This is a genomic window from Streptomyces sp. NPDC028331, assembly GCF_055565775.1.
In genome coordinates, this window is the sequence record NZ_JBVHTR010000008.1 from 199,954 (window position 1) to 224,830 (window position 24,877).

At 71.8% G+C, this 24,877-nt stretch carries 21 protein-coding genes, 1 tRNA gene and 2 pseudogenes; 12 read left to right on the forward strand and 12 right to left on the reverse strand.

All coding sequences use genetic code 11. The features are described 5' to 3' along the window. Positions 1–194: 194 nt before the first annotated feature. Positions 195–602: a rodlin gene (locus ACZ4SW_RS14710; RefSeq protein ID WP_468242402.1), complete on the forward strand. Its 408-nt coding sequence runs from the start codon at positions 195–197 to the stop codon at positions 600–602. A gap of 93 nt (positions 603–695) precedes the next feature. On the opposite strand, the gene ACZ4SW_RS14715 is transcribed toward ACZ4SW_RS14710, so the two are convergent. After that, positions 696–1,559 carry an ABC transporter permease gene (locus tag ACZ4SW_RS14715; protein WP_468242405.1) on the reverse strand — a complete coding sequence of 288 codons (864 nt, stop codon included), beginning with the start codon at positions 1,557–1,559 and terminating at the stop codon, positions 696–698. Further along, positions 1,556–4,201 (reverse strand): CocE/NonD family hydrolase, encoded by a 2,646-nt coding sequence (locus ACZ4SW_RS14720; RefSeq protein WP_468242407.1) that lies wholly within the window; start codon positions 4,199–4,201, stop codon positions 1,556–1,558. Before ACZ4SW_RS14720 ends, ACZ4SW_RS14715 begins: the two co-directional genes overlap by 4 nt. Before the next feature lie 114 nt (positions 4,202–4,315). Between ACZ4SW_RS14720 and ACZ4SW_RS14725 the strand changes: the two genes are divergently transcribed. Then, positions 4,316–4,732, forward strand: coding sequence for a GNAT family N-acetyltransferase (locus ACZ4SW_RS14725; protein WP_468242409.1), 417 nt, complete (start codon positions 4,316–4,318; stop codon positions 4,730–4,732). Between the two features lie 15 nt (positions 4,733–4,747). Here the strand turns inward: ACZ4SW_RS14725 and ACZ4SW_RS14730 are convergent, their stop codons facing one another. From ACZ4SW_RS14730 to iolC, 4 genes are all read right to left on the reverse strand, one after another. Beyond that, a complete protein-coding gene (locus ACZ4SW_RS14730) occupies positions 4,748–6,145 on the reverse strand; it encodes an APC family permease (protein ID WP_468242412.1) in 1,398 nt (465 codons plus the stop codon). A gap of 312 nt (positions 6,146–6,457) precedes the next feature. Further along, positions 6,458–7,960 (reverse strand): CoA-acylating methylmalonate-semialdehyde dehydrogenase, encoded by a 1,503-nt coding sequence (gene mmsA / locus ACZ4SW_RS14735; RefSeq protein WP_468242414.1) that lies wholly within the window; start codon positions 7,958–7,960, stop codon positions 6,458–6,460. A gap of 14 nt (positions 7,961–7,974) precedes the next feature. Beyond that, complete coding sequence (gene iolD, locus ACZ4SW_RS14740; protein WP_468242417.1) at positions 7,975–9,858, reverse strand: 3D-(3,5/4)-trihydroxycyclohexane-1,2-dione acylhydrolase (decyclizing); 1,884 nt, start codon at positions 9,856–9,858, stop codon at positions 7,975–7,977. Between the two features lie 329 nt (positions 9,859–10,187). After that, on the reverse strand, positions 10,188–11,141 hold the full coding sequence (gene iolC, locus ACZ4SW_RS14745; protein WP_468242420.1) for a 5-dehydro-2-deoxygluconokinase: 954 nt from the start codon (positions 11,139–11,141) through the stop codon (positions 10,188–10,190). A 179-nt stretch (positions 11,142–11,320) separates the two neighbouring features. On the opposite strand from iolC, the gene ACZ4SW_RS14750 reads away from it, so the two are divergent. The 5 genes from ACZ4SW_RS14750 to ACZ4SW_RS14770 all read left to right on the forward strand — a co-directional run bounded on the left by ACZ4SW_RS14750 (position 11,321) and on the right by ACZ4SW_RS14770 (position 15,310). After that, a complete protein-coding gene (locus tag ACZ4SW_RS14750; RefSeq protein ID WP_468242422.1) occupies positions 11,321–12,280 on the forward strand; it encodes a helix-turn-helix domain-containing protein in 960 nt (319 codons plus the stop codon). Between the two features lie 621 nt (positions 12,281–12,901). Next, positions 12,902–13,141, forward strand: a complete 240-nt coding sequence (chpG, locus tag ACZ4SW_RS14755; RefSeq protein WP_468242425.1) for a chaplin ChpG — start codon at positions 12,902–12,904, stop codon at positions 13,139–13,141. A 250-nt stretch (positions 13,142–13,391) separates the two neighbouring features. Continuing rightward, the gene (locus tag ACZ4SW_RS14760) at positions 13,392–14,267 is read left to right on the forward strand and encodes a hypothetical protein (protein WP_468242427.1); all 876 of its coding nucleotides are present in this window, start codon (positions 13,392–13,394) and stop codon (positions 14,265–14,267) included. A gap of 134 nt (positions 14,268–14,401) precedes the next feature. After that, positions 14,402–14,713 carry a hypothetical protein gene (locus ACZ4SW_RS14765; protein WP_468242429.1) on the forward strand — a complete coding sequence of 104 codons (312 nt, stop codon included), beginning with the start codon at positions 14,402–14,404 and terminating at the stop codon, positions 14,711–14,713. A gap of 99 nt (positions 14,714–14,812) precedes the next feature. Beyond that, positions 14,813–15,310 carry a DUF5949 family protein gene (locus ACZ4SW_RS14770; protein ID WP_468242431.1) on the forward strand — a complete coding sequence of 166 codons (498 nt, stop codon included), beginning with the start codon at positions 14,813–14,815 and terminating at the stop codon, positions 15,308–15,310. Between the two features lie 18 nt (positions 15,311–15,328). Here ACZ4SW_RS14770 and ACZ4SW_RS14775 read toward each other — a convergent pair whose 3' ends face one another. From ACZ4SW_RS14775 to ACZ4SW_RS14785, 3 genes are all read right to left on the reverse strand, one after another. Further along, positions 15,329–16,288 carry a D-2-hydroxyacid dehydrogenase family protein gene (locus tag ACZ4SW_RS14775; RefSeq protein ID WP_468242434.1) on the reverse strand — a complete coding sequence of 320 codons (960 nt, stop codon included), beginning with the start codon at positions 16,286–16,288 and terminating at the stop codon, positions 15,329–15,331. Positions 16,289–16,318: 30 nt separating this feature from the next. After that, positions 16,319–16,954 carry a sortase domain-containing protein gene (locus tag ACZ4SW_RS14780; protein WP_468242436.1) on the reverse strand — a complete coding sequence of 212 codons (636 nt, stop codon included), beginning with the start codon at positions 16,952–16,954 and terminating at the stop codon, positions 16,319–16,321. Positions 16,955–17,114: 160 nt separating this feature from the next. Further along, on the reverse strand, positions 17,115–17,435 hold the full coding sequence (locus tag ACZ4SW_RS14785) for a GYD domain-containing protein (protein WP_468242438.1): 321 nt from the start codon (positions 17,433–17,435) through the stop codon (positions 17,115–17,117). A gap of 388 nt (positions 17,436–17,823) precedes the next feature. On the opposite strand from ACZ4SW_RS14785, the gene ACZ4SW_RS14790 reads away from it, so the two are divergent. From ACZ4SW_RS14790 to ACZ4SW_RS14805, 4 genes are all read left to right on the forward strand, one after another. Continuing rightward, the gene (locus tag ACZ4SW_RS14790) at positions 17,824–19,029 is read left to right on the forward strand and encodes a cytochrome P450 family protein (RefSeq protein WP_468242440.1); all 1,206 of its coding nucleotides are present in this window, start codon (positions 17,824–17,826) and stop codon (positions 19,027–19,029) included. A gap of 323 nt (positions 19,030–19,352) precedes the next feature. Continuing rightward, positions 19,353–20,009, forward strand: coding sequence for a TetR/AcrR family transcriptional regulator (locus ACZ4SW_RS14795; protein WP_468242442.1), 657 nt, complete (start codon positions 19,353–19,355; stop codon positions 20,007–20,009). Positions 20,010–20,561: 552 nt separating this feature from the next. After that, the gene (locus ACZ4SW_RS14800) at positions 20,562–20,858 is read left to right on the forward strand and encodes a DUF6416 domain-containing protein (RefSeq protein WP_468242681.1); all 297 of its coding nucleotides are present in this window, start codon (positions 20,562–20,564) and stop codon (positions 20,856–20,858) included. Positions 20,859–20,987: 129 nt separating this feature from the next. Next, the gene (locus ACZ4SW_RS14805; RefSeq protein WP_468242444.1) at positions 20,988–21,728 is read left to right on the forward strand and encodes a class I SAM-dependent methyltransferase; all 741 of its coding nucleotides are present in this window, start codon (positions 20,988–20,990) and stop codon (positions 21,726–21,728) included. A gap of 156 nt (positions 21,729–21,884) precedes the next feature. Here the strand turns inward: ACZ4SW_RS14805 and ACZ4SW_RS14810 are convergent. The 3 genes and pseudogenes from ACZ4SW_RS14810 to ACZ4SW_RS14820 all read right to left on the reverse strand — a co-directional run. After that, positions 21,885–22,022: pseudogene (locus tag ACZ4SW_RS14810) on the reverse strand (GntR family transcriptional regulator); the annotation flags it as partial. 446 nt (positions 22,023–22,468) lie between these two features. Continuing rightward, positions 22,469–22,627: pseudogene (locus ACZ4SW_RS14815) on the reverse strand (IS630 family transposase); the annotation flags it as partial. A gap of 125 nt (positions 22,628–22,752) precedes the next feature. After that, positions 22,753–22,825, reverse strand: a tRNA-Arg gene (locus tag ACZ4SW_RS14820). A 302-nt stretch (positions 22,826–23,127) separates the two neighbouring features. Here ACZ4SW_RS14820 and ACZ4SW_RS14825 point away from each other — a divergent pair. Continuing rightward, positions 23,128–24,735: a dynamin family protein gene (locus ACZ4SW_RS14825; RefSeq protein WP_468242447.1), complete on the forward strand. Its 1,608-nt coding sequence runs from the start codon at positions 23,128–23,130 to the stop codon at positions 24,733–24,735. Positions 24,736–24,877: the final 142 nt, after the last annotated feature.

Below are 24,877 nucleotides of genomic sequence, written 5' to 3' on the forward strand. Positions count from 1 at the left end.
TCGCATTGGTTTCGGTCATTCACCCGGTCGGGCCCATCCGCGGGCGGTAATTGGGAAATACGCGCCCCGCATACTGCTCCGCATGCGCCTGCCGGTATGGGCCATCGGAGTGAAGCGGAGCAACCATGCCCCCCTGCGGCAGTTGTCCAGAGCGCTCCGGTGGACGGGGTTTTTCCAGAAGGGACTGGCAAGTGATGAAGAGGTTCATGGCCGCCGCGGCCGTCGCGGCTTCCGTGGTGGGCGTCTCCGCCGCGGCGGCTCCCCAGGCGCTCGCGCTCGGCGACGACACCGGGACGACGTCCACCAACGGCAACACTTCGACGCAGCAGTACGGCAACTCGGCCACCTACGGCGTCAACAGCCCCCAGATGGCGCTCGTCCAGGGCTCCCTGAACAAGCCCTGCGTCGGTCTGCCCGCGAAGGTCAACGCCGGTTCGCTCGTCGGCGTGGTGCCGGTGGCCGTGCAGGACGTCCCGATCCTCTCGGCGCCGCAGAACCAGCAGTGCACCGAGAACTCCACCCAGGCCAAGGGTGACGAGCCGCTGTCGCACGTCCTGGACGACGTTCCGGTCCTGTCCGCCAACGGCACCGACAACGGCTGAGCCCGGCGCACGAGGAGCGGCCCGCCGACCGGTTCGGCGGGCCGCTCCTTCACCTGCGCCCGGGGCCGCTGCGTCCGGGCGTCCTGCGTCGCGCTAGGAGACGACGTCCTTGCGGGCGAAACCGCGGAACGCCAGGGCGAACAGCACCAGCGCGTACGTCACCGAGATCGCCGTGCCCTGGATCATGCCGGCCCACTCCGGCTGGGTCTGGACCGCGTCGGCCCAGGCGAACTGCCAGTGCGCCGGCAGGAAGTCGCGCCAGTGGCCGAGAGCGGTGACCGCGTCCAGCACGTTCCCCACGATGGTGAGGCCGACCGCGCCGCCCACCGCGCCCAGCGGTGCGTCCGTCCTCGTCGACAGCCAGAACGCGAGCCCGGCGGTGACCAGTTGGGACACGAAGATGTACGCCACCACGACGACGAGCCGCTGCGCCGCCGTGCCCGGGGAGAGGGAGCCGCCGGTCGGTATCTGCAGTGGCCCCCAGCCGTAGGCGGCCGTACCCACGGTGAGCGCGACCACCGGCAGCAGCACCATGGCCGCGAGGCTCATGCCGAGCCCCACCACGAGCTTGGACCACAACAGGCGGGCGCGGGGGACGGGTGCCGCGAGCAGGTAGCGCAGCGACGACCAGCTCGCCTCGGAGGCGACCGTGTCACCGCAGAACAGGGCCACCGGGATCACCAGCAGGAACCCGGCGGAGACGAAGAGGTTCACCGCGGCGAAGTTGGCGCCCGACGCGGTGGCCGTGTCCATCAGCGTGACCTGGCCGTTGCGCGAGCCCGGGTCGCCGCCGATGGCGAACGCGACGACCAGCACGAACGGCAGCAGGGCCAGGATGGCGCCCATCACCAGGGTGCGGCGCCGCTTGAGCTGCCGGACGAGCTCGACACGCAGCGGCAGCGTCCGCCGCGCCCGGTATCCCTCGGCCGTCTCCGCCCGTTCGGCGAGCGCACTCATGCGGAACCTCCGATCAGGGTCAGGAAGGCGTCCTCCAGACGCCGGTGGGGACCCACGGACTCCACGGGGACGTCCAGCCGCACCAGCTCCGCGACCAGCCGCCGCGCGCTGCCGCCCGTGTCCAGCCGGACCAGCAGCCCGTCCTCCGTGCGCACCGCCGAGGCCACCCCCGGCAGTGCGCCCACCTTCTCGACGAGGGGATCCTCCACGGGTGCGGCGGTGCCGACGAGCAGGGTGTCGCCCGAGCCGATGATCTCCTTGACCGGGCCGGCCTGGAGCAGCCGGCCGCGGTCCATGACCACCAGGTGGGTGCAGGACTGCTCGACCTCCGCCAGCAGATGGCTGGAGACGATGACCGTGCGGCCGCCCGCCGCGTACCGGATCATGACCTCGCGCATCTCGCGGATCTGCGGCGGGTCCAGGCCGTTGGTCGGCTCGTCCAGGATCAGCAGGTCCGGCAGTCCGAGCATCGCCTGGGCGATGGCCAGGCGCTGCCGCATGCCCTGGGAGTAGGTGCGCACCGCGCGCTCCAGCGCGTCGCCGAGCCCCGCGATCTCGAGCGCCTCGTCCAGGTGGGCGTCCTCGGCCGGGCGGCCCGTCGCCCGCCAGTACAGCTCCAGGTTCTCCCGGCCGGACAGGTGCGGCAGGAAGCCGGCGCCCTCCACGAAGGCCCCGACCCGTGACAGCACCGACGCACCCGGCCGGATCGCATGGCCGAAGACGCGGATCTCGCCGCCGTCCGGCCGGATCAGCCCCATCAGCATGCGCAGGGTGGTCGTCTTGCCGGCGCCGTTCGGTCCCAGCAGGCCCAGCACCTGGCCCTTCTCCACGCGGAAGGACAGGTCCTTGACCGCGTACCGGTCCGCCGACTTCGCGTACCGCTTGCTCAGGCCGGTGATCTCCAGCGGGATCTCGGCGAGCGCGGGGTCGGGCGCCGGTGCCGTCGTACGGCGGCGGGCCGTGAGCAGCAGCGCCACCGCGGTCACCGCTCCGGCCGCCGGAAGCCACCACACCCAGGAGGGAAGCTGGGCCGCCGCGGTCCGCACCCCGGGTGCCGTGGGCACTTTCAGGCCGCTTTTCAGGGAGACCGTGTATGTGGCGGGCGCGGCCGGGGAGGCGTAGCCGAGGTCCGTGGAGGCGAGGACCAGGCGCAGCCGGTGTCCCTTCTGCACCTTGTGGTCGACGGCGGGCAGGGTCAGTGTGACGTCCCTGCCCGCCTTGGCGCCCTCCACCCGCACCGGGGCGACGAGCTGCGACGGCAGGACGGGCTGCCCCTTGCCGGGGCCGACGTCGTACACCTTCCCGAACAGCACGGCGTCGTCGCTCGTCGACGTCACATGCACCGTCACCGTCGGCGAGCCGGTGATCCACAGGTCCTGGGACACGGGACGCGAGTCGAACCGTGCGTACTGGCCGGGGAAGTCGAGCGACACCCCGACGCCCAGCGACGACAGTTGCGACAGGCCGCCCGAGGCGCCGAGGCCGGGCAGCGCGGAGACCGCGGGCGGGCTCGCCCCGGCCGGGTTGGCGAAGCGCTGCTCGGGGCCGCTGAGCTGGACCGTCCGCCGCCCGCTCTCCAGCCCCGGGTAGGAGGCCGCGCTCGCGCCCTTCAACTGGGCGGCGCCGTCCGTGGAGTCGATGCCGCCGGTGCGGGTGATCCGGAACGCGGGTCCGGTGTCGACGTCCTTGTCACCCTTCAGGTAGCGGTCGAACCAGGCGATGTCGCGCGCCTGCACCCGGCTCGTCTCCAGGTCGCCGCCGTCGTGTCCGCCCGCGATCCAGTCGACGTCCACGGGCGCCCCGTTGGCGCGGATCGTCCGGGCCGCCGCGTCCGCCTGGCCGAGCGGGAACAGCGAGTCGGACTGGCCCTGCACGAGCAGGGTGGGCACCTTGATGTCCTTGCCGACGGCGGACGGCGAACGCGCCTGGAGCAGGGCACGCGCCTCGGCGTCCGGCTTGCCGGACTCCGCGACCCGTTCGTACATCCGGCACAGCTCGGCCGTGAACTTCGCGCACCCTCCGCCGGAGTTCACGAAGACACCGGCCCACAGCTTCTTGAACACGCCGTCCGGGAACAGGGCGTCCGCCAGGTTCCAGTACGTGATCTCCGGGGCGATGGCGTCCACCCGGTGGTCGTACCCCGCGGCCAGCAGCGCGATCGCACCGCCGTAGGACGCTCCGGCCATGCCCACGCGCGGATCGCCCGGCTTGTCCAGTCGGACCTGCGGCTGCTTCGCCAGCCAGTCGATGAGCCGGGAGACGTCGGCGACCTCGCCCTTCGGGTCGTTCAGCCCGATCTTCCCCGTGGACCTGCCGAAGCCGCGCGCCGACCAGGTCAGCACCGCGTATCCGTCCCGGGCGAGCGTGACCGCCTGGTCCCTGACGTCGTCCTTGCTGCCGCCGAAGCCGTGCGCCAGCAGGACGGCCGGGCGGCGGCCGCCGGATCCGGACGTGAAGAAAGAGGTGTCGATCCGCACTCCGCCGCCCATGTCCAGGTATCTGTCGGCGCGGTGCACGGCGGGTGGCTCGTCCGAGGCGACGGCCGTCCACGTCCCGACACCGGCCAGCACGAGGAGGACCGCGGCCACGGCGGCCACGGCCCCTCGGCGCAGCCCCCGGACTGCGGGCAGTCGAAGATCCATGCGTCCACGGTAAGGGCCGCCACCGACAACCGGAGCAGCCGCCGGACTGAACCGCGGGCCCTTCCACGGGCGTACGAGCCCGCGCCGCGTACTGCGGCCGTGGTACGAAGACGCATGGAGATTCGCCGCGCCACCGTCGTGACCGAAGTCGCCGCTGCCGAGCACCTGTTCGATCACCCGGTCCGCGCGGAGTGGGCGGAACGCTTCCTGGCCGCCACCGGACACCACCTCCTCCTGGCCTACGAGGACGGCGAGATCGGGCCCGTCGGGTTCGTCAGCGGCGTCGAGACCCTCCATCCCGACAAGGGCGCCGAGATGTTCCTGTACGAGCTGGCGGTCGCGGAGCCGTACCGGCGCCGGGGTATCGGGCGAGCACTCGTGCGGCGGCTCGCGGCGCTCGGCCGCGAGCTGGGCTGCTACGGCATGTGGGTGCCGGCCGACGCCGGGAACGACATCGCCCTTGCCGCCTATCGCAGTGCGGGCGGCAAGGACGACGGAACGTGCTCGGTGGTGACCTGGGACTTCACCTGAACCGGGCCGGGGGACTCAGGCCCGCGCGTCCTCCGGGAGGGACACCAGCCAGCGCGTCGCGCGGCGCGGGCGCAGGTAGAGGGCCCAGTACAGGGTGGCGGCGGCCGTGATGCCGCCCGTCCACAGCAGGTAGCCCGCCTCCTGCTGGGTGAGGATGTAGCCCAGGACGGCGATCAGCAGGACCGGCATCGCGGGCCACAGCGGCATCCGCCAGGCCGGCGTGTGCGCGTGCGCGCCCCGCCGGGCGAGCAGGGCGGCGACCGCGACGAGCAGGTACATGCCGGTCACCGAGACGCCCGTGACGCCGTAGAGCGTGTCCAGGTTGACGAAGCAGAGCAGTGCGCCGGGGACGCCGACGACGAGGGTGGCGACCCAGGAGGAGCCGAACCGGCCGAGCCGGGCGAGCGCGTGGTTGACCGGCTCGGGCCAGGCCTTGTCGCGGGCCGAGGCGAACAGCACGCGGGAGTTCTGGATGACCATGACGATGCCCGCGTTGATGATCGCGAGCGCCACGCACAGGCTCACGAAGGTGCCGACGGCCGTGTCGGACCAGGCGGTGACCATGGTGCTGAGGTCGCCGCCGGTCAGCGCCTTGAGGTCGGGTGCGCCCATGGTGATCGCGACGACCGGGACCAGGATGACGACCGAGGAGATCGCGAGGGTGGCGAGGACCGTCCGGGCGACGGTGCGGCGCGGGTTCTCCAGTTCCTCGGAGAGGTAGACGGCGGTGGAGAAGCCCTGGGTGACGAAGAGGGCGATGGCGAGGCCGGAGACGACCATCATGGCCGTCACGTGGTCCGTGTGCCCGCCGGCGCCGGTCACCTGCATCGAGACCAGACTGCCGGCCCCGCGCCGGCCGTGTGCGAAGCCGAGGACCGCGACGAGGCCCGCGGCCACGACCTCCAGGACCAGGAAGATGCCGGTGATCCAGGCGTTGGCGCGCAGGTCCAGCAGGCCGGCGAGGGTGGCGAGGAGCATGACCCCGGCGCCCGTCATCGCCGGGTCGAGGTGCACGACCGGCGCCAGGTAGTCCGCCGTGCCCATCGCGATCACCGGCGGCACGATCATGACGACCAGCAGGGACAGCACGAACACCAGCCAGCCCGCGAGCCGTCCGGCCAGCGTCGACACCATGGCGTACTCGCCGCCCGCGCTGGGGATCAGGGTGCCGAGCTCCGAGTAGCAGAACGCCACGGCGATGCAGAGGAGGGAGCCGATCGCGATGGTGAGCGCGGTCGCGGTGCCCAGCGAGCCGAACAGGTCGGGGACGACCACGAAGAGCGTGGAGGCGGGCGTCACGCACGACAGGGTGAGCAGGGTGCCGCCGACGACGCCGATGGACCGCTTGAGCTTCTGGGGACTGCCCGGTGCCGGGACGGCGGCGTTCTCGACGGGGCGGAGCGTATCGGTCATGCGGCGGTTTCCGATCGACTCGTGCGACATGGTGGGGTCGGGAGCGCTATCGCCTCCGGCGGCTTCGGTCCTGCGGGCACTGGTCCGCTCCCGGCGCACGCATCGAACCCCGACGAAAACCGCCGCGTCAATGGGTGTTCACCTACGGAATCCGCACCAGAAACGCGATCTACGACTGAATCGCGCGTCAATCGGTCCGTGTGTTCGGCATCTTGCGCGCATACGGGAACCGCAACGCGCCTCCGTAAAAAAATGAGGCCGTCCGCATAACGGACGGCCTCATCGGTGTCATCGGCCCCACGGGGCCGGCGGTCAGTGGTTGCGCGGGAATCCCAGGTCCACGCCCGCCGGGGCGTCGGCCGGGTCGGGCCACCGGGAGGTGACCACCTTGCCGCGGGTGTAGAAGTGCGTGCCGTCGTTGCCGTAGATGTGGTGGTCGCCGAAGAGCGAGTCCTTCCAGCCGCCGAAGGAGTGGTAGCCCACCGGCACCGGGATCGGCACGTTCACGCCGACCATGCCGGCCTCGACCTCGAGCTGGAAGCGGCGGGCCGCGCCGCCGTCCCGGGTGAAGATCGCGGTGCCGTTGCCGAACGGCGAGCTGTTGATCAGCGCCACGCCCTCGTCGTAGGTGTCCACGCGCAGGACGCACAGGACCGGGCCGAAGATCTCGTCCCGGTACGCCTTCGCGGTGGTCGGCACCTTGTCCAGCAGGGAGATGCCGATCCAGTGACCGCCCTCGTAGCCGTCGACGGTGTAGCCGGTGCCGTCGAGCACCACCTCGGCCCCCTCGGCGGCCGCGCCCGACACATAGGAGGCGACCTTGTCGCGGTGGGCGGCGGTGATCAGCGGACCCATCTCGGACGTCGGGTCGTCGCCGGGGCCGATCTTGATCTTCTCGGCGCGCTCGCGGATCTTCTCCACCAGCTCGTCGCCGATCGAGCCGACCGCGACGACCGCGGAGATCGCCATGCAGCGCTCGCCCGCGGAGCCGTACGCGGCCGAGACCGCCGCGTCGGCCGCCGCGTCCAGGTCGGCGTCCGGCAGGACCAGCATGTGGTTCTTGGCGCCGCCCAGGGCCTGGACGCGCTTGCCGTTCGCGGAGGCGGTCGTGTGGATGTAGCGGGCGATCGGGGTGGAACCGACGAACGACACCGCCTTGACGTCCGGGTGTTCCAGCAGCCGGTCCACGGCCACCTTGTCGCCGTGCACGACGTTGAAGACGCCGTCCGGCAGCCCCGCCTCGGCGAGCAGCTCGGCCAGGCGGATCGACGCCGACGGGTCCTTCTCGGACGGCTTCAGCACGAAGGTGTTGCCGCACGCGATGGCGATCGGGAACATCCACATCGGCACCATCGCCGGGAAGTTGAACGGCGTGATGCCCGCGACGACGCCCAGCGGCTGCCGGATCGAGGCCACGTCCACCCGGCTGGCGACCTGCGTGGACAGCTCGCCCTTGAGCTGCACGCTGATGCCGCAGGCCAGGTCGACGATCTCCAGGCCGCGCGCCACCTCACCGAGCGCGTCGCCGTGCACCTTGCCGTGCTCGGCGGTGATCAGCTCCGCGATCTCGTCACGGTGCTCGTCCAGCAGCGCCCGGAACCTGAACAGGATCGCGGTGCGCTGGGCCAGCGAGGACTGGCCCCAGGTCGCGTAGGCCTCCTTGGCCGCGGCGACGGCCGCGTCCACCTCCTCCACGGTCGCGAACGCGACCTTCGTGGTGACCGCCCCGGTCGCCGGGTCCGTCACCGGCCCGTACGTGCCCGACGCGCCTTCGGCGGTCTTGCCGCCGATCCAGTGGTTGACGATCTTCGTCATGCCCGAGAACTCCTTCACAGATGGCGGCGCCGGGTGGCAACGTGCCGTTCGTAGACCTCGCGCGCCTTGACCGCGGACGGCCGGGTCGCGGTCTCGGCCACGGGTACATCCCACCAGGCCTGCGCCGGGGGCGCGCCCGACACAGTGTCTGCGGTTTCGGTCTCCACATAGACACATGTGGGAGTGTCCGCGGCCCGCGCCTCGGCGAGCGCGTCGCCCAGCGCGCGCACGGTCTTCGCGCGCAGTACCCGCATCCCGAGGCTGGCCGCGTTGGCGGCGAGGTCCACGGGCAGCTTCGCCCCGGTGTACGTGCCGTCGTCGGAGCGGAAGCGGTAGGCGGTGCCGAACCGCTCGCAGCCGACGGACTCCGACAGGCCGCCGATGGACGCGTAGCCGTGGTTCTGCACGATCAGCACCTTGATGGCGATGCCCTCCTGCACGGCCGTCACGATCTCCGTCGGCATCATCAGATAGGTGCCGTCGCCGACCAGCGCCCACACGGGCCGGTCCGGAGCGGCCATCTTCACACCGATCGCGGCCGGGATCTCGTAGCCCATGCACGAGTAGCCGTACTCGAGGTGGTACTGGTCCCGGGAGCGGGACCGCCACAGCTTGTGCAGATCACCGGGGAGCGAACCGGCCGCGCCCACGATCACGTCGGACTCGTCCACCACCGCGTCCAGGGCGCCGATGACCTGCGCCTGCGTCGGCCGCAGATCCGGTTCCTCGGCCTCGAAGCAGGCCTCCACGCGCTGCTCCCAGCGCTCCTTGTCCTCCGTGTACTCGGTGACGTACGCCGGATCGACCCGGTGCTCGTGCAGCTCCAGCGCCTCGGTCAGCTCCTCCAGTGCGCTGCGCGCGTCCGCGACCAGCGGCATCCCCGACATCTTGTGCCCGTCGAACGGCGCGATGTTGAGGTTGAGGAAGCGGACGCCCGCGCCGGTGAAGAGGGTCCCGGAGGCCGTGGTGAAGTCCGTGTAGCGGGTGCCGACGCCGATGACCAGGTCGGCGGTGCGGGCCAGTTCGGCGGCGGCCGCGGTGCCGGTGTGCCCGATGCCGCCGACGTCCTGGGGATGGTCCCAGCGCAGCGAGCCCTTTCCGGCCTGGGTGGAGGCGACCGGGATGCCGGTGACCTCGGCGAACTCGGCGAGGGCGTCCTCGGCCCGGCTGTGGCGGACGCCGCCGCCGGCGATCACGAGCGGGCGCCGGGCGGCGCGGATCGTGTGGACCGCCTCGGCGAGTTCGACCGGGTCGGGGCCCGGGCGGCGCACGTTCCAGGTCCGCTCGGTGAAGAACTCCTCCGGCCAGTCGTACGCCTCCGCCTGCACGTCCTGCGGGAGCGCCAGCGTGACCGCGCCCGTCTCCACCGGGTCGGTGAGCACGCGCATCGCCCGCAGCGCGGCCGGGATCAGGGCCTCCGGGCGGGTGATCCGGTCGAAGTACCTCGACACCGGGCGCAGACAGTCGTTGACGGACACGTCGCCGGCGTACGGGACCTCTATCTGCTGGAGCACGGGGTCCGCCGGGCGGGTGGCGAAGACGTCGCCGGGCAGCAGCAGGACCGGGAGGTGGTTGACCGTGGCGAGGGCGGCACCCGTGACCAGGTTGGTCGCGCCCGGGCCGATGGACGTCGTCACCGCGTGCGCGGACAGCCGGTTCGACTGGCGGGCGTAGCCGACCGCCGCGTGCACCATCGCCTGCTCGTTGCGGCCCTGGTGGTACGGCATGGCATCGGGATACTCGAGCAGCGCCTGCCCGAGGCCCGCGACGTTGCCGTGCCCGAAGATGCCCCAGGTGGCGCCGATCAGCCGGCGGTGCACGCCGTCGCGCTCGGTGTACTGGGCGGCCAGGAAGCGTACGAGCGCCTGAGCGACCGTGAGCCTCGTCGTTGAGGTCATCGGTATCCCTCCGTGTGGTCCGGGTGGAAGCAGATCCGCACCTGGGGTACGGCCCTGCCGCCCTGCACGTCTCGACCGTACGTCGCTCGGACCTCCGGCGCGGGGCCGTAGCGGGCGGGGAGTCAGCGCCCGCTCTTCGCTCCTGCCAGGGCGAAGCGGCCCCCGCGCCGGAGGCGATCGGTGCCCGGGGGGTCCGGACCCGTGCGCGGAGTCGGTCGTCTCCGCGAACACGGCGTCCCCGCCCGGGAGTTGCTACGTTTTGTCCTCTATGTGCACGGTACCGTTTCCACGGCGGGGCGACTGCGTGCTCATGCGGCCCCCCGCGGCGGTCACAGCACCGCCCCCGCCGTGATCGCCGCCTCGACCTCGTCGGCCGTGGGCATCGCGGACGAGCACTCCAGACGGGAGGCGACGATGGCCCCCGCCGCGTTCCCGTACCGCATGATCCGCTCCAGGTCCCAGCCGGCCAGCAGCCCGTGGCACAGGGACCCGCCGAAGGCGTCGCCCGCGCCGAGACCGTTGAGGACCGTCACCGGGAGCGGCGGCACCTCGGCCGACTCGCCCGTGCTGCTCACCGCGAGGACGCCCTTGGGCCCCTGTTTGACCACCGCCAGGTCGACACCGGCGTCCAGCAGGGCGCGCGCGGCGGTGTGCGGATCGCGCTCACCGGTGGCGATCTCCACCTCGTCCACGTTGCCGACGGCGACGGTGGTGTGGCGCAGGGCCTCGGCGTAGAAACGGCGCGCGGAGTCCGGATCACTCCAGAACACGGGCCGCCAGTCGAGGTCGAAGACCGTCGTACCGGACTTGGCGCGGTGGGCGAGCGCGGCGAGCGTGGCGGTGCGGCTGGGCTCCTCGCACAGGCCCGTGCCCGTGATCCAGAAGACGCGCGCGGCACGGATCGCGTCCAGGTCCAGCTCGTGCGCGTCGATCTCCAGGTCCGGCGCCTTGGGCCGCCGGTAGAAGTACAGCGGGAAGTCGTCCGGCGGGAACACCTCGCAGAACGTGACCGGTGTCGGCAGCCCCGCCACCGGGGTGACCCAGCGGTCGTCGACGCCGAAGCCGCGCAGCGCCTCGTGGAGGTAGACGCCGAAGGGGTCGTCGCCCGTACGCGTGATCACCGCCGTACGGCGGCCGAGCCGGGCGGCGGCGACCGCGACGTTCGTCGCCGAACCCCCGAGGAACTTCCCGAAGGACGTCACCTGCGGCAGGGGCACCCCGGTCTGCAACGGGTAGAGGTCCACGCCGATCCGGCCCATGGTGATCAGGTCGTAGGCCTCCATCGGGTTCCCTTCGCATCGGCTGTCCCCAGGTCTAGCCGTGCGGGGCAGCCCTGTCAATGTTTTGTCCGGACATTCGGATGTCGTCGTGACGTGTTTCGCGAAACCGACGGCCTGGCGGGCTTTCGGAGGCCGTTGCGGAGGGGCAGCATGGGGGTTTCCGCGGTGTGCCGGGAGGGCGGATGGCGAGCGGGATGGTGGCGCGCACCGGGCGTGGACCGCGCGGCAGTTGGGAGACCGTCGTCGCGCGGCCGCACCCCCGGTTACGCCCCGGTGTGATCAGCTACCGCGGGATCCGGCTCGCGTTGGACGGGCCGCGCAGCCGCCTGGAGACCCCCATCGGCGCGGCCACGCTCCTGCTGGGCTTCGAGGGCTCCGTCCGTATCGCACGCCCCGGCCGGCCCGCCACGACCCTGAAGTCGGTGTACTCCGCGCTGAACACCACCGCGGCCGTCGGCGAGCACGGCGGCCGCATCTCCGGGATCGAGATCCTGCTCGCCCCGTGGGCCGCGTTCACGCTCTTCGGCACCTCCCAGTACGAGTTGACCAACCGGCCCGTCGACCCGGACGAGTTGCCGCGGCCGCCGGAGCGCGGCGGCCCGGCGGACGTCGGCGAGCTCGCCGACGCGCTCGCCGCGTTGCCCGGCTGGACGGAGCGCTTCGGGTTCCTCGACGACGTGCTGGCGCGCCGGCTGCACGCGGGACCGCCGAGTTCCGCCCGGGTGGTGCGCGCCTGGTCGCTGTTGCGGCGCAGCGCGGGCGCCGTGCCGGTGGCGCGGCTCGCGGACGAGGTCGGGTGGAGCGTACGGCAGTTGGAGAACCGGTTCCGCGAACAGATCGGGGTCGGCCCGAAGGCCGCTGCCCGGGTGCTGCGGCTGCAACGCGCGCAGCGGCTGCTCGCCTCGGGGCGGTCGGCCGCCGAGACCGCGGCGCTCTGCGGCTTCTACGACCAGGCGCATCTGAGCGGGGAGTTCCGGGCGATGACCGGGTGCACACCCCGGGAGTTCGCGGCGGCGCGCGGGGCGGTCGCGGCGGTGCGTGCCGGGTTGCCCGGGGCCGACCGGATGACGGGGGAGGCGACGAGCCTGGTGCTCTCGCCGAACGGCGGTGCGCATTTTTCCAAGACCGGGCGGATCGCCTGACGGCAGGCTGGGCCTGCGGCGGTCGCTGCGGGGGGACGCGCGGACCGGCGGGCCGGGCCCGGCGCAGCGGGTCCGGCCCGCCCTGCACGGGGGCAGGGGCGGCCGGGCCCGCACCGGACGCCGGCTCGCACGACGCGACCGGGCGGTTGGGTCGCGGTCTGACGTGGCCTGATGGGGACGGTGGGGGCACGGTCTGACGTGGCCTGCGGTGCGACGGGGCGGTCGGGTCGCGGTCTGACGCGGCCTGCGGGGCGGTGCGGCCGCACGGCCGGACGTGGCCTGCGGTGCGACGGGGCGGTCGGGTCGCGGTCTGACGTGGCCTGCGGGGCGGCGGGGCGGTGCGGCCATGGCCCGACGTGGCCTGCGGTGGGACGGGGACGGGGACGGGGACGGTGCGGCCACGGCCCGACGTGACCCTCGGTCCGACGGCGATGGTCCGGACGGCGTGACGGGCCGACCCCTACGGTGTACGAATCGAGTCAAGTGTGTCGGAGAGGTGAAGCGCGCGGCAATTCCGGATATCACCCCATCGGAGGCGCAACCCGGGCGGGTGCATCGCAGTTGACTCAACGTCGGGCATTCCGCCCGGCTGTTGTGACGATCCCCAAGGAGCACCTCTCCATGTCGCGTATCGCGAAGGGCCTGGCCCTGACCTCCGTTGCCGCTGCGGCCGTGGCGGGCACCGCCGGCATCGCCGCCGCCGACAGCGGCGCAAGCGCCGCTGCCGACAACTCTCCGGGCGTTCTGTCGGGCAACGTCGTGCAGGTCCCGGTTCACGTTCCGGTCAACGTGTGCGGGAACACGATCGACGTCATCGGCCTGCTGAACCCCGCGTTCGGCAACACCTGCGCCAACGGCTGACGCCCGACAGCGGACCCTTCTGCCGGCCGTCCCCCCTCGGGGGGACGGCCGGTTGGCGTCGTACCGCCCGTTCGGCGTTGCACCGAACGGGTGGTCCCGCCTCCGACACCCTCAAACGGCCTCTGACCAGCGGCAACGCGGTGGACGACGGGCCATGGGCGCTACTCCACGCAGTCGATCTGTTGCACTCCATCGCGGCTCCTTCCACGGTGAGCACAAGTACCCCTCACCGACCACGAAGGGACCATCCATGCCTGCCCTGCCCCCCCGTCGCCTGGCTTCCACCGTTGTCTGCGCCACCCTGCTGCTCGGGATCACCGGGCCCGCCGCGATGGCGGCCGACCGCGACGCGCCCCGTGGCCGTACCCACGCCTCCGCCCCGCTGCCCGGCCCCGACGTGCTCCTGCCCCGGGTGCAGAAGCTCGCCGAAGCCGACCGTGCCGTGGGCCCGGTCGCCGAGCTGCTCAAGGCCGCGCTCACGGCGGACAAGCACCGCCTGCCCGCCGACGAGGCGGCCAGGCTCGGCAAGGCCGCCGAGGACGCCGTCACCCGCATAGCCCCGCCCACACCGGCCCCCACCGTGCCCATGCCCTCGCGCAACGACATGTCGGGCGACGACATGAGGAGCGAGGCACTCGCCGCGCTGCGCAAGGCGGTCGACGACCTGGTCACGGCGACCACGTCCGGTAACACCGGTCAGGTGATGCCGGCGGCCACAACCGTGCTGAACAGGCTCATCGGCGTGCTCGTCGCCTCCGTGGCCAGTGGGGTGACCATGCCCGCGATGCCCAGCCTGCCCAGCCTTCCGCCGTCGATGATGCCGAAGCCCACCGCCAACCCCACGTCGAAGCCCACTCCGACGACGACGCCGACGGCTTCCGCGTCCTCGAGCACGAAGCCGAGCCCGACGATGACGTCGACGGCCTCCGGGTCCGCGAGCACGAAGCCGAGCCCGACGATGACGTCGACGGCCTCCGGGTCCGCGAGCACGAAGCCCAGCCCGACGATGACGCCCACCTCTTCCGCGTCTTCCGCGTCCCCGAGTGCGAAGACCACGCCGTCCGGCACGCCCACGGACCCGCCGCAGCACACGGTCTCGGCCATGCCGGCGCACCCCAGGCACTGAACCGGGCCACCTGAATCCCCGCACACGGGGTTTCCGCCGGGTCGGGGGCTCGTTAGCCAGGACGCAACCGTCCCCTCCGGTGACCGAAGTCACCGAAGCTCCGGTGACTTCGGTCGCCGAGGAAAGGAACACGGATGAAGTCCCTCAAGGCCGTCGCCGTCGTCGCCGGGTCCCTGGTCGCAGCCGGCGTCGCCGCACCCGCCTTCGCCGCACCCGCCTTCGCCGACGACGCGTCCGACCTGACGCCTTCCAGCCTCAACGGCGCCCTGCAGACCATCGCCACCCAGAAGACCCTCGACGTCCGTCCCATCGCCCACCAGTCCGACACCCTGGACACCGAGAACAAGCACTCCGTGCTGAGCACCGTGAACGGCGCGGCGGCCACCCTCAACCGGCACGGCGGCACCGCCGGACTGCTCGGGGGTCTTCCGCTCCGCGGCCGGTAGCCGCCCCTGTCCCTCGTTCGTGTGGTCGCCGCCGTCCGCATCCCCCGGTCGAGCGAGGAACCGCCCTGTGACCCACCGGGCCGTCGATACGGTTCCGCGGTGACCACGACTTCCAGCGCAACACGCCCCTTCCGCGCCGCCGACCTCGGCACGCTCGTCGTCCTCGCCTGGAGCGGCGAGGCCCCCGGCGGCGACATGCCCTATCTGCTCGCCTACTCCCTCGGCGACGGCGAGAGCGGTCCGGAGGGCTCGGCGGCCGCCGTCGAGACGCTGCTGCGCGCCAACGGACTGAACCCGGGCGACCCGCTCATCGACGGCACCCAGCGCCCCGGCCTGCCCGTCACGCTGCTGGTCGAGGCGGGCCAGGCCGTCGTCACGATGCCGTATCTGAACGCCCAGTGCACCGTGCCGCCGGAGTGGCTCGCCGCGCTCCGCGCACGCGGCCACGCCTACTTCCTGTTCGCCACCCGCCCGTGGCCCGAGGCCGCGCCCGGCCGGCCCGTCGAGCCGGAGCGGCTGACCGCGTTCGCGGGCGCCGCGGAGACGCTGACCACCGCCGCGCACGTCCTCGTGCCGGTCCGAAGCCTGCGGGGCTGACCCCCCGGGGGTCGCGGATCAGCCGAGACGGCGCACCGGCCTCCCGGCCAGATACGCCTCGATGTCCTCCACGGCCTGGCCGTAGTACGTCGCGTAGTTGGCGCGCGAGACGTAGCCCAGGTGCGGTGTGGCCAGCAGGCGCGGGGCGGTGCGCATCGGGTGGTCGGCCGGAAGCGGCTCCACGTCGAACACGTCGACGCCCGCCCCCGCGATGCGTCCCTCGTGCAGGGCCGCGAGCAGAGCCTCCTGGTCGACGATGGCGGCACGTGAAGTGTTGATCAGGTAGGCGGACGGCTTCATCAGCGCCAGTTCACGGGCACCGACCAGCCCTTGGGTGCGGTCGCCGGGCGCGAGGTGCACCGAGACGAAGTCGCTGCCGGCGAGCAAGTCCTCCTTGGACGGCGCGAGTTCCACCCCGACGTCGTCCGCGCGCTCCTTGGTGAGGTGCTCGCTCCAGGCGGCGACCTCCATTCCGAACGCGAGTCCGACCCGCGCCACCCGGCTGCCGATCCTGCCCAGACCGAGCACGCCGAGCCGCCGTCCGTGCAGGTCCGCGCCCACGGTGCGCTGCCAGGGGCCGCCCTGCCGCAGGGAGTTGTTCTCCTCGACGATGCCACGCGCCAGCCCGAGCAGCAGGGCCCAGGTCAGCTCCACGGGCGGTGTGCCGGAACTCTCCGTGCCGCAGACGGTCACGCCGTGCGCCTCGGCGGCGGCGTAGTCGATGACGCTGTTCCGCATGCCGGAGGCGACGAGCAGCCGGAGCCGGGGCAGCCGGGCGAACAGCGAGCCCGGGAACGGCACGCGCTCGCGCAGTGTGACCACGATGTCGAACTCCGCCAGCGCCTCGGCCAGGGCGTCCTCGTCGCCGAAGTGCTCGGCGAAGGACACCACCTCGACCCGGTCCGCGATCGGCGACCAGTCCGCGACGGAGGTTGCGATCTGCTGGAAGTCGTCGAGCACGGCACAGCGAAGCCGCATGTCAGCCCCCTTCTGATCAACGGGGGCACCCTATCGGACGGCCTGCGGCCCGCTCTTCGTCAGGTCGGCGTGGAAAACCATGTTGTAACGGGCCTTGTCGTTCGTCGCGGAGACGACCAGACGAAGTTCCGCGTGCTGCCCGGACGGCTTCAGGTCCTGCAAGTCCTGCACGGTGACCTTCTCCTTGGCCACCTGCTGGATCGTCCGTACGGTGAAAGCGGCCGTCCGCCCGTCCTCCCGCCGCACCTCGATGCGGTCCCCGACTTTCACCAGAGGCATGTTGTGCAGGAGCGCCGGACCGTTCGCGGTGTTGAAACGCGCGAGGAGCACGGAGACGCCTTTCTCGCCGGGCGTGACGCTGCCGGTGTACCAACCGGCCCTCTCCGCCCGGTCCACGGGCGGCGGCTGGAGTCGCCGCTTGTCGTCCAGGCCCAGCTCCAGTAGGGGGCCCGAGTCCACCTCCGCGGACGGGATCTTGAGCTTCACCGGCTTGGACGCGCTCAGGGGATCGCCGGGCGCCCCGACCGACGCACCGGCCGCGGGGTGCCGGCCCGCCAAGCCGTGGCCGGGGCCGCAGGCAGCCGTCGCGCTGCCGATGCCGGCCAGGAGAACCGCTGTGACCGCGAGGCGGCGCACGGTCGGACCGGCGAAGAGGACGACAGGCACGAGGGGACCCCTGGATTCTTTCCGGCGAGGTGAACACCGCGGAGGATAGGAGAACCGCCCGCCGGTCGTTTCCGGATGACACGCCCCGGGGGAAAGCGACACTGGAAGAGAGCAATCAGGACGCGTCCGGCACGCTCTCCCGGGGCCGGACCATCTCGCCTTACGCGCCGGGAGGACGGAAGGAGACCTGTCGGCGGGCGGCCTCGTCGATCTCGTCGAGGGTGAGGAGGGGAGTGGCCCGGGTGTGGAGCGCTCCGCTGGCCTTGACGCTGAGGCTGACGGCCGCCATGGAGACCGGGTCGGGGAAGTCGAGGATGCACACGAGGTCGTCCTCTCCGAAGGCGAAGTACATGGCCTCGACTGTCCCGCCGAGACCGGCGACGACATGGTCGACGGCGGCGCGACGGCCGCTTGCGCCCTCCTTGAGTAGGCCCTTCGTCCCCTCGGGCGTGTAGGTGGCCTGGATGAGGAACTTCGGCATAGGGGCGCTCCCTGCCCGTGACTCGTCTGGTACGCACCATGGCCTTCCCGCTGTCACGTCGGCTGCGACTCAACGAACGGCTGGATTCACCCGTAAGGCCCAGCCGCACCTGCATGTGTGGGACGGCAAGGGGGACCGAGCGGCGAGCCGACGTTGTCCAGACCTTCCCCCATCTCGCGGGCCTCGACCGGCTCGCCGCCGCGGTCCCGGCTGAACTCCACGACGAGTGGCAGGCCTCCTGCCCCGCTCTCTGCCGCGGTCATGCGGACACCTTGAGGACCGCCCTCGCCGTCGGAAGAAACGAGGACCACTCCCCGTTTATTGCTATGGTCACTTCTGCCGCCTCATCGGGGAATCCTCCCCACTTCCTTGGTCTCAGGAGCCGCCGATGCACACGCAGCCCCCCACCGTCCGACTCGCCGACCTCACCGAGGACTTCACCGCCGACCCCTACTCCGCCTTCAGCGCGCTGCGCTCCCGCGGGTCTGTCCACCACGTGCGTTTCCCCACCGGGGACGAGTCGTGGCTGGTGGTCGGGCACGAGGAAGTGCGCGCCGCGTTCGCCGACCCGAGGCTGCGCAACGACGTGCGGCACTCTGCCGACTTCGAGGACGACGGGCTGTACTCTGTGGGCCGCAACATGCTCCAGGTCGATCCGCCCGATCACACCCGCCTGCGGACGCTGGTGGCCCGCGAGTTCACGGCCCGCCGCGTCCAGGCGCTGCGGCCCCGCGTTCAGGAGGCGGCCGGTGCGCTCCTGGACGCCGTGGCCGCCGACGGACGTGCCGACCTCGTGGCCGCATACGCCTATCCGCTGCCGCTCACCATCATCTGCGAGCTGCTCGGCGTGCCGCACGTGGACCGGGCTGCCTTCCGCGCGTGGTCCACCAAGGTCGTCGCACTCGACGATGCGGTGCAGTCCGCCCGCGCCTCGCAGGAGATGGCCGCGTACCTCGCGGGGCTGGCGGAGGAGAAACGGCGGCTGCGGGACGCGGCGGAGAGCGATCTGCTGTACGCCCTGGTCAGCACCCACGACGGGGACGGCACCGACCGGCTCACCCCGGAGGAACTGCTCGGCATGGCCTTCCTGCTGCTCGTCGCAGGGCACGAGACCACCGTCAACCTCATCGCCAACGCCGTCCACCTGCTGCTCGGCCACCCCGAGCAGCTCGCCGCCCTCCGCGCCGACCCCGAGTTGCTGAAGGGCGCCGTGGAGGAGACGCTCCGCTTCGAGTCTCCCGTGCCGGCGGGCACCTACCGCTACGCCGCCGAACCGATCACCCTCGGCGGCGTCCGGATACCGGCAGGCGCGCGTGTCGTGCTCTCCATCGCCGCCGCGAACCGCGACCCCGCCCGCTTCCCCGCCCCCGAACGGTTCGATATCCGCCGCGATCCGGCCACGACCCGCGCCCACCTCGCCTTCGGGCACGGCCTGCACCACTGCCTGGGCGCCCCGCTGGCCCGCCTGGAGGCGACCCTGGCCCTGCGCATCCTGCTGGACCGCTTCCCCGGCCTGGCCTTCGACGGTGACGGCACACCGCAGTGGCGCACCAGTCTCATGCGGGGCCTACGAGAGCTGCCGGTGCGCTGGTAGACAGGGGCTCTTCGTGACGACGAGTCAATCCGGCGGCGAGCCGGCGCGCGTACGGTTCCGCCGACGGCACACCCGACCGCAGCGGCACCTTGAAGTCGCCCCTGAGACCGATCCCGGCCTCGCCGACGCCCCGTCAGCCGACCCCTGCCCGCCGCCGGGCACGAACGCCGAGCGAGCCGTACACTAGGCCCCCTTTCGGTAGCGGCGGGCTCGTGTCCACAGCAGCAAAGGGCGGAATGATCCCAGTTTGCTCGATCGGCGGTAGCATCCGTACCGGGGAGCACTCTCCGGTACGGGGCCGAGACGGAGCAGAAGGAGACACGATGGGCGGCCACGCGCCGACCGGGCGCCGCGACGCGTTGCGCAACCGGAAGCTGCTGACGCAGACGGCCCGCGAGGTCTTCGCCGAACAGGGGCTGGACGCTCCGCTCGACGTCATCGCCCGGCGCGCGGGCGTGGGCAACGCGACCCTCTACCGCCACTTTCCGACCCGCGCCACGCTCGTGGACGAGGTCTTCCGGGATGCTCTCACCGAGACCATGGCCGCTGGCGCGCGAGCCCGCACCGCCGAGGACGCGTGGACAGGACTGACCCAGTACCTGCACACCGTGTTCTCGACACTTGCCGCGGACCGCGGCACCAACGACCTCATGACCACGAGCCTGGAAGGCGTGACCTCTCTGGAGGCCGTCCACGCCCACAATCGCGTCACCATCGCGGACCTGCTCCGCCGCGGCCAGGCGGAGGGCACCGTCCGCCCGGACCTCACCACCGAGGACGTCCTCTTCGCCCTCGCGGCGCTGGGCCGGGTCATCCCTGCACTCAGCACCGTCGCCCCGGACGCCTGGACTCGCCCGCTTGCCCTGCTCATCGACGGTTTCCGCGCCCACCCGGCCGCGCCCGCCCTGCCCGGCGCATCCCTGACCTCCGCCCAGCTCGGCGACGTGCTCCTCGAACTCGGCCCGCACCGGCGGCGTTGAACGAGGCTGCGAGCGAGATCGTCGACCTGTCGAGGTGTAGTGGGCCGCTGGTAGGCCCATGAGTCGAGCAGGGGGCGGTGGAAGCGCGCATGGGATCCGGTCACCCGGCACACCTTCGACGGTGTCGTCGCGGGGGTTGGCAATGGTTTCGCCGTGGTGTTGTTGCAAGTGGGCGAGGACTGAGCAGCCCTGCGGCGAGAAACACCCCGTCTTGCCCGACCGCCACCCCTGGGCGGAAGCCCGTATCGTCACGGGGCTCGTCCCGGTACCGGTTGGGCCTCAACGCCGTGCGTGGCGGATCTTCAACCGTCCGTATCCCATGGCCCCCTCCTCAGCTGAGCGGCTTGTCGGTAGAACTTCGACACGGATTCGACACGCAGTGTCCTGGTGGCTCTGTACGGTGCCAACGACACACACGCCGAGTACTAACTGTCGGGGGCGGGCATGACGGAGTATCTGTCTGAGGTTGATCCGCGATGGGCTGAGCACTCGGGCGAAGAGGGGCACTACGGCGCCCCGGAATGGGGTCCGGAGGACTTGCAGCGCGCCGCGGTGTTCTTGGCTGAACTCGCACCGCAGGCCCGGCAGGTGCTCGAGTACTTGGCGCGCAACCCTGGCCGGCGGATCCACTGCACGGAGCTGGTGGACAAGGCCCTGGACGGGCCGAACGAGAGTGATCCGGCGCGGCGCGTGGCAGGGGTGCTGTCCGGGATGAGCAAGGGACACAGCAACAGTGGGCGGCGGCTTCCGTTCTACTGGTGGGAGGCACCCGAGGGGAGCGCGGGCGCGACGTACGCAGTCCGCCCCTCGGTGGCAGCGGTGTTCCTGGCCGCTCAGCCCGGCGAGTAACTCCATCGCTCATGGCCTAGGTGTTCTGGCCGGCGGATCATGGGCCGAGCCAGGGCCGGACCGAGGCGAGGGCCGGCCAGTGCCCTAATCGTGTTGACCGCCCGCGGCAGGCGGTGCTGGAGTCGGCACGTGGACAGCATCCCCGCCAACCGGCGGCTCTGGAACCAGATCAGCAGCGCCTACCAGCGCGAACACGACCCGCAGATCGGGGCCACCCCCCGACTGTGGGGCATGTACTCCATCCCCGATGCGCACCTGCACGCCCTGGGCGACGTCACCGGCAAGCGCGTCCTCGAACTGGGCTGCGGCGCCGGCCAGTGGTCCAGGGCGCTCGCCGCCGAGGGCGCCACTGTGGTGGGGCTCGACCTGTCCGAAGCCCAACTCGCCGCAGCGAGCCGCGCGATGGGAGCGGCCCGCTATCCGCTGGTGCAAGGTGCCGCCGAACGACTCCCCTTTGCCGCCGACAGCTTCGACCTGGTGTTCTGCGACTTCGGTGGGCTCAGCTGGGCACCCCCGCACCTGGCCGTCCCGCAGGCCGCGCGCGTCCTGCGCCCAGGCGGGCGCCTGGTGTTCAACGTCGCCAGCCCATGGTTCGAAGTCTGCTACGACGAAGCCGCCAGCCGCGTGACCACGACGCTGCAGAAGGAATACTTCGGGCTGAACACCATTGCCGAAGGCGGCGACGCGACCAGCTATCAGCTCACCTACGGCGACTGGGTCAGGGTCCTGCGCGGCGCGGGTCTCGTCATCGACGACCTCATCGAGCCGCGGCCCGAACCCGGAACACCCAACGGCTACAACGAAACCGACCCACCCGACTGGGCACACCGCTGGCCGGCGGAACTGCTCTGGGTAACCCACAAACTGTAAGTTCCGCCGCGCCGAGACGTGAAGGCATCCCCTCGCCGGCAGGCCTAAGGGACCGCTGATCTCGCAGTTGCGCCTCGCTGACGACCAACTGTCGTCGACGGGGCGCACGCCTTTTGCACCTCACGCTGCGGCCGTCAGCCGCCCTCGCAGCGACGGTTAGCGGTTGATCGGGATCTCGTGGACGATCTCGCAGTGCGCGGCGGGCACCACGATGTCCGCTGTCTCGACGGGCCGCCCTTCGTCGCTGTAGTACGTCCGCCGAATGTGCGTCACGAGCGCTCGATGTTGTCCGCCAGGCGGGACATGTAGCCGTCCCTGTCATCGGTACTCAGGTAGCAGGGTTTTCCCTCCGGCCCCGCCCACGGGAGGAGCCGCAGTTCGTTCAGCGGTGCAACTGGGAACGGCAGCTGAGCTGCTGGAGCAGGCCTCGGAAACCCTCGACGACCAGGGTTGCTGTGCGCGCGGCACGGACGCCGGCCCGGCTGGAGCGGGGCGGAGACATGAGCGCAGGCCCGGCCGGGGGCCGGGCCGCGCGCGGTCACGCGGAACCGACAACCGCTTCTTCCGGTCGCGGGGCCGGGGTCCCAGTCGTAGACCGGACGTACGGTGCTGCGGCCCCCGGTAGAACCGATGCTGGCGCAGGCCCGTGACCGGTTGCCCCCGCCCGGAGCGCTGCCCGGCGGCTTGGTCTTTCAGCCCAAGTTCGACGGCTACTGAAGTTGAAAGCGTGATGTCGGTGGTCAGCCGTCCATGATCAGGCCGGTCTCGGCGAGACAGCCGTCGACGAGGTCCGGGCGGTACTGGATGCGCTTGAGCCGGCCTCTGATGGCTCTGGTGATCTGGCTCAGGTTGGCGGCGGCGAGGTTGCCGATGTCGCGCTTGACCAGGGACCAGATGCCCGGTGACAGCCGGACAGCGCCGGACTCTCCCCGCTACCACCAGGAGCGGCCCGGCGCTCTTGTGTGTAGACCTGCACCCACCCTGACCAGCAAAAAGCCCTCCCCGAAGGGAGGGCGGAAAACGGCGCCCCCGGCAGGACTCGAACCTGCGGCCAAGCGCTTAGAAGGCGCCTGCTCTATCCACTGAGCTACGGGGGCCTGTGGTGGCCTGTCGTGGGGCCCGGGTGGGCTGATCCGTGACCTTGCCGGGGACAAGGATAGGGCTCCCCGCGCCCTTGTCCCTGTTGCTTCGCCTCCGTGGCTCTGTGTGGAGGTTCAGTGAAGCGGTCCGATAATCGCAGGCAGGTGCGAATCGTGCATCGCTTTTGGCGCTCGCCGCCCCGGGTGTTGTGCACTCGTTATGCCTGCGTCCCAGTCGCCCCTTCCGTCCCGTCTGTCCTTCGGCGCGCAGAGATCGTCATATGCTTCAGAAAGCCTCCAAAATTGGGCATTCTTCGCATGTGGTGACCTTGGACGTACGGCCTCATCTGCTCGACGCACTCTCCGCCCTGCGCGACCGCGTCGCCGCAACACGCTTTCCGCTGCCCCTGGCGGGGGCTCCACGCGCGCGTGCCAACCGCGACGAGCTTCTCGCACAGCTCGACGACTATGTCGTGCCCCGGCTGAGAGAGCCTGAAGCGCCCCTGCTGGCCGTCGTGGGCGGATCCACCGGGAGCGGCAAGTCGACGCTCGTCAATTCCCTCGTGGGGCGCAAGGTGAGCGAGGCGGGTGTCCTGCGGCCCACCACCCGTACGCCCGTCCTCGTCTGCCATCCGGAGGACCACCACTGGTTCAGCCGTATGCGTGTCCTGCCCGCCCTTCCGCGCGTGTGGGTGCCGCAGCAGGAGTCCGGCGACGATCCGCGCACCCCTGCCGGCCGCGAGGAGCGGGTGCTGCGCATCGAGACCGCCGACACGCTCCCGCGCGGCCTCGCCCTCCTCGACGCGCCCGACATCGACTCCCTGGTCGCCGGCAACCGCATCCTCGCCGCCGAGCTGATGTGCGCCGCCGACATCTGGGTCATGGTCACCACCGCCGCCCGCTACGCCGACGCCGTGCCGTGGCACCTGCTGCGCACCGCCAAGGAGTACCGCGCGACCCTCGTCACCGTGCTCGACCGGGTACCGCACCAGGTCGTGGCCGAGGTGTCGCGGCAGTACGGCGCCCTGCTCTCCAAGGCCGGGCTCGGTGACGTCCCGCGCTTCACCGTGCCCGAGCTGCCCGAGTCCGCCTGGGGCGGGGGACTGCTGCCCGCCACCGCCGTCGAGCCCCTGCGGGTGTGGCTCGCGCACCTCGTGCGGGACCCCGCCGCCCGGGAGGCCGCCATGACACGGACGGCCCACGGCGTCCTGGACTCGCTGCGGACCCGGCTGCCCGAACTGGCCGGCGCCGCCGCGGCCCAGTACGCCGCCGCTCTCCGGCTCACCGCAGCCGTCGACACGGCGTACGACAGCGAGTACGCGCGCCTGCGGGAGCGTCTGGAGTCCGGGGCCGTCCTCTCCGGCGACGCGTTGAAACGCTGGCGCGGTCGCCCCGTGGACTGCACCGCCGGGGAACTCCTGGACGCCCTGGTCGACAGCCTGGGAGCCCTGCTGCTGTGCGCCGTCGCAGCCGCCGACGAGCGCGTCGAGGAGGTCTGGCGGCGCGAACCGGCCGCGGCCGCCCCGGAACTGACGCACCCCGACCCCACGCTGGACAGCGCCGAACACCGCATCGGGATGGCCGTACGACGCTGGCGGCGCGTGCTGGAGGAGTACTCCGAGGAAACGGTGCGCGACCTCGACAAGAGCGCCGCTCCGGACGCCGAGGAGGTGGCCGCCCTCGTCGCCACGGCCCTGCTCGGCGGACGGCGGGCACGCGCGGCCGGCGAGGGGCTCGCCGAGCGGATCGGGGCACAACGGGCGCTGCGGTTGCGCGACCGCGCCGCGCGGCTGCTCTCGGAGTACCTCGACCGGGCCCTGCGCACGGAACGCGAACGCCGCCTCGCCCCCCTCGACGCCCTCGACGTCCACGCCGAGCCCCAGGCCGAACTCATCGCCGCGCTGTCCCTACTGGAGAAGGAGAGGTGACCGCGGTGACCACCGCCACCGATCACAATGAACACCCAGATCACAGGGATGACAGAGATCAAGCCGATCACAGAGATCAAGCCGATCACAGAGATCACGTAGATCAGATGGATCACAGCGATCAGATCGACCACAGCGATCA

Coding starts and splice junctions, on each gene's coding strand:
- ACZ4SW_RS14710 (WP_468242402.1), top strand. CDS start 195: ATGAAGAGGTTCATGGCCGCCGCGGCCGTCGCGGCTTCCGTGGTGGGC.
- ACZ4SW_RS14715 (WP_468242405.1), bottom strand. CDS start 1,559: ATGAGTGCGCTCGCCGAACGGGCGGAGACGGCCGAGGGATACCGGGCG.
- ACZ4SW_RS14720 (WP_468242407.1), bottom strand. CDS start 4,201: ATGGATCTTCGACTGCCCGCAGTCCGGGGGCTGCGCCGAGGGGCCGTG.
- ACZ4SW_RS14725 (WP_468242409.1), top strand. CDS start 4,316: ATGGAGATTCGCCGCGCCACCGTCGTGACCGAAGTCGCCGCTGCCGAG.
- ACZ4SW_RS14730 (WP_468242412.1), bottom strand. CDS start 6,145: ATGACCGATACGCTCCGCCCCGTCGAGAACGCCGCCGTCCCGGCACCG.
- mmsA (WP_468242414.1), bottom strand. CDS start 7,960: ATGACGAAGATCGTCAACCACTGGATCGGCGGCAAGACCGCCGAAGGC.
- iolD (WP_468242417.1), bottom strand. CDS start 9,858: ATGACCTCAACGACGAGGCTCACGGTCGCTCAGGCGCTCGTACGCTTC.
- iolC (WP_468242420.1), bottom strand. CDS start 11,141: ATGGAGGCCTACGACCTGATCACCATGGGCCGGATCGGCGTGGACCTC.
- ACZ4SW_RS14750 (WP_468242422.1), top strand. CDS start 11,321: ATGGCGAGCGGGATGGTGGCGCGCACCGGGCGTGGACCGCGCGGCAGT.
- chpG (WP_468242425.1), top strand. CDS start 12,902: ATGTCGCGTATCGCGAAGGGCCTGGCCCTGACCTCCGTTGCCGCTGCG.
- ACZ4SW_RS14760 (WP_468242427.1), top strand. CDS start 13,392: ATGCCTGCCCTGCCCCCCCGTCGCCTGGCTTCCACCGTTGTCTGCGCC.
- ACZ4SW_RS14765 (WP_468242429.1), top strand. CDS start 14,402: ATGAAGTCCCTCAAGGCCGTCGCCGTCGTCGCCGGGTCCCTGGTCGCA.
- ACZ4SW_RS14775 (WP_468242434.1), bottom strand. CDS start 16,288: ATGCGGCTTCGCTGTGCCGTGCTCGACGACTTCCAGCAGATCGCAACC.
- ACZ4SW_RS14785 (WP_468242438.1), bottom strand. CDS start 17,435: ATGCCGAAGTTCCTCATCCAGGCCACCTACACGCCCGAGGGGACGAAG.
- ACZ4SW_RS14790 (WP_468242440.1), top strand. CDS start 17,824: ATGCACACGCAGCCCCCCACCGTCCGACTCGCCGACCTCACCGAGGAC.
- ACZ4SW_RS14795 (WP_468242442.1), top strand. CDS start 19,353: ATGGGCGGCCACGCGCCGACCGGGCGCCGCGACGCGTTGCGCAACCGG.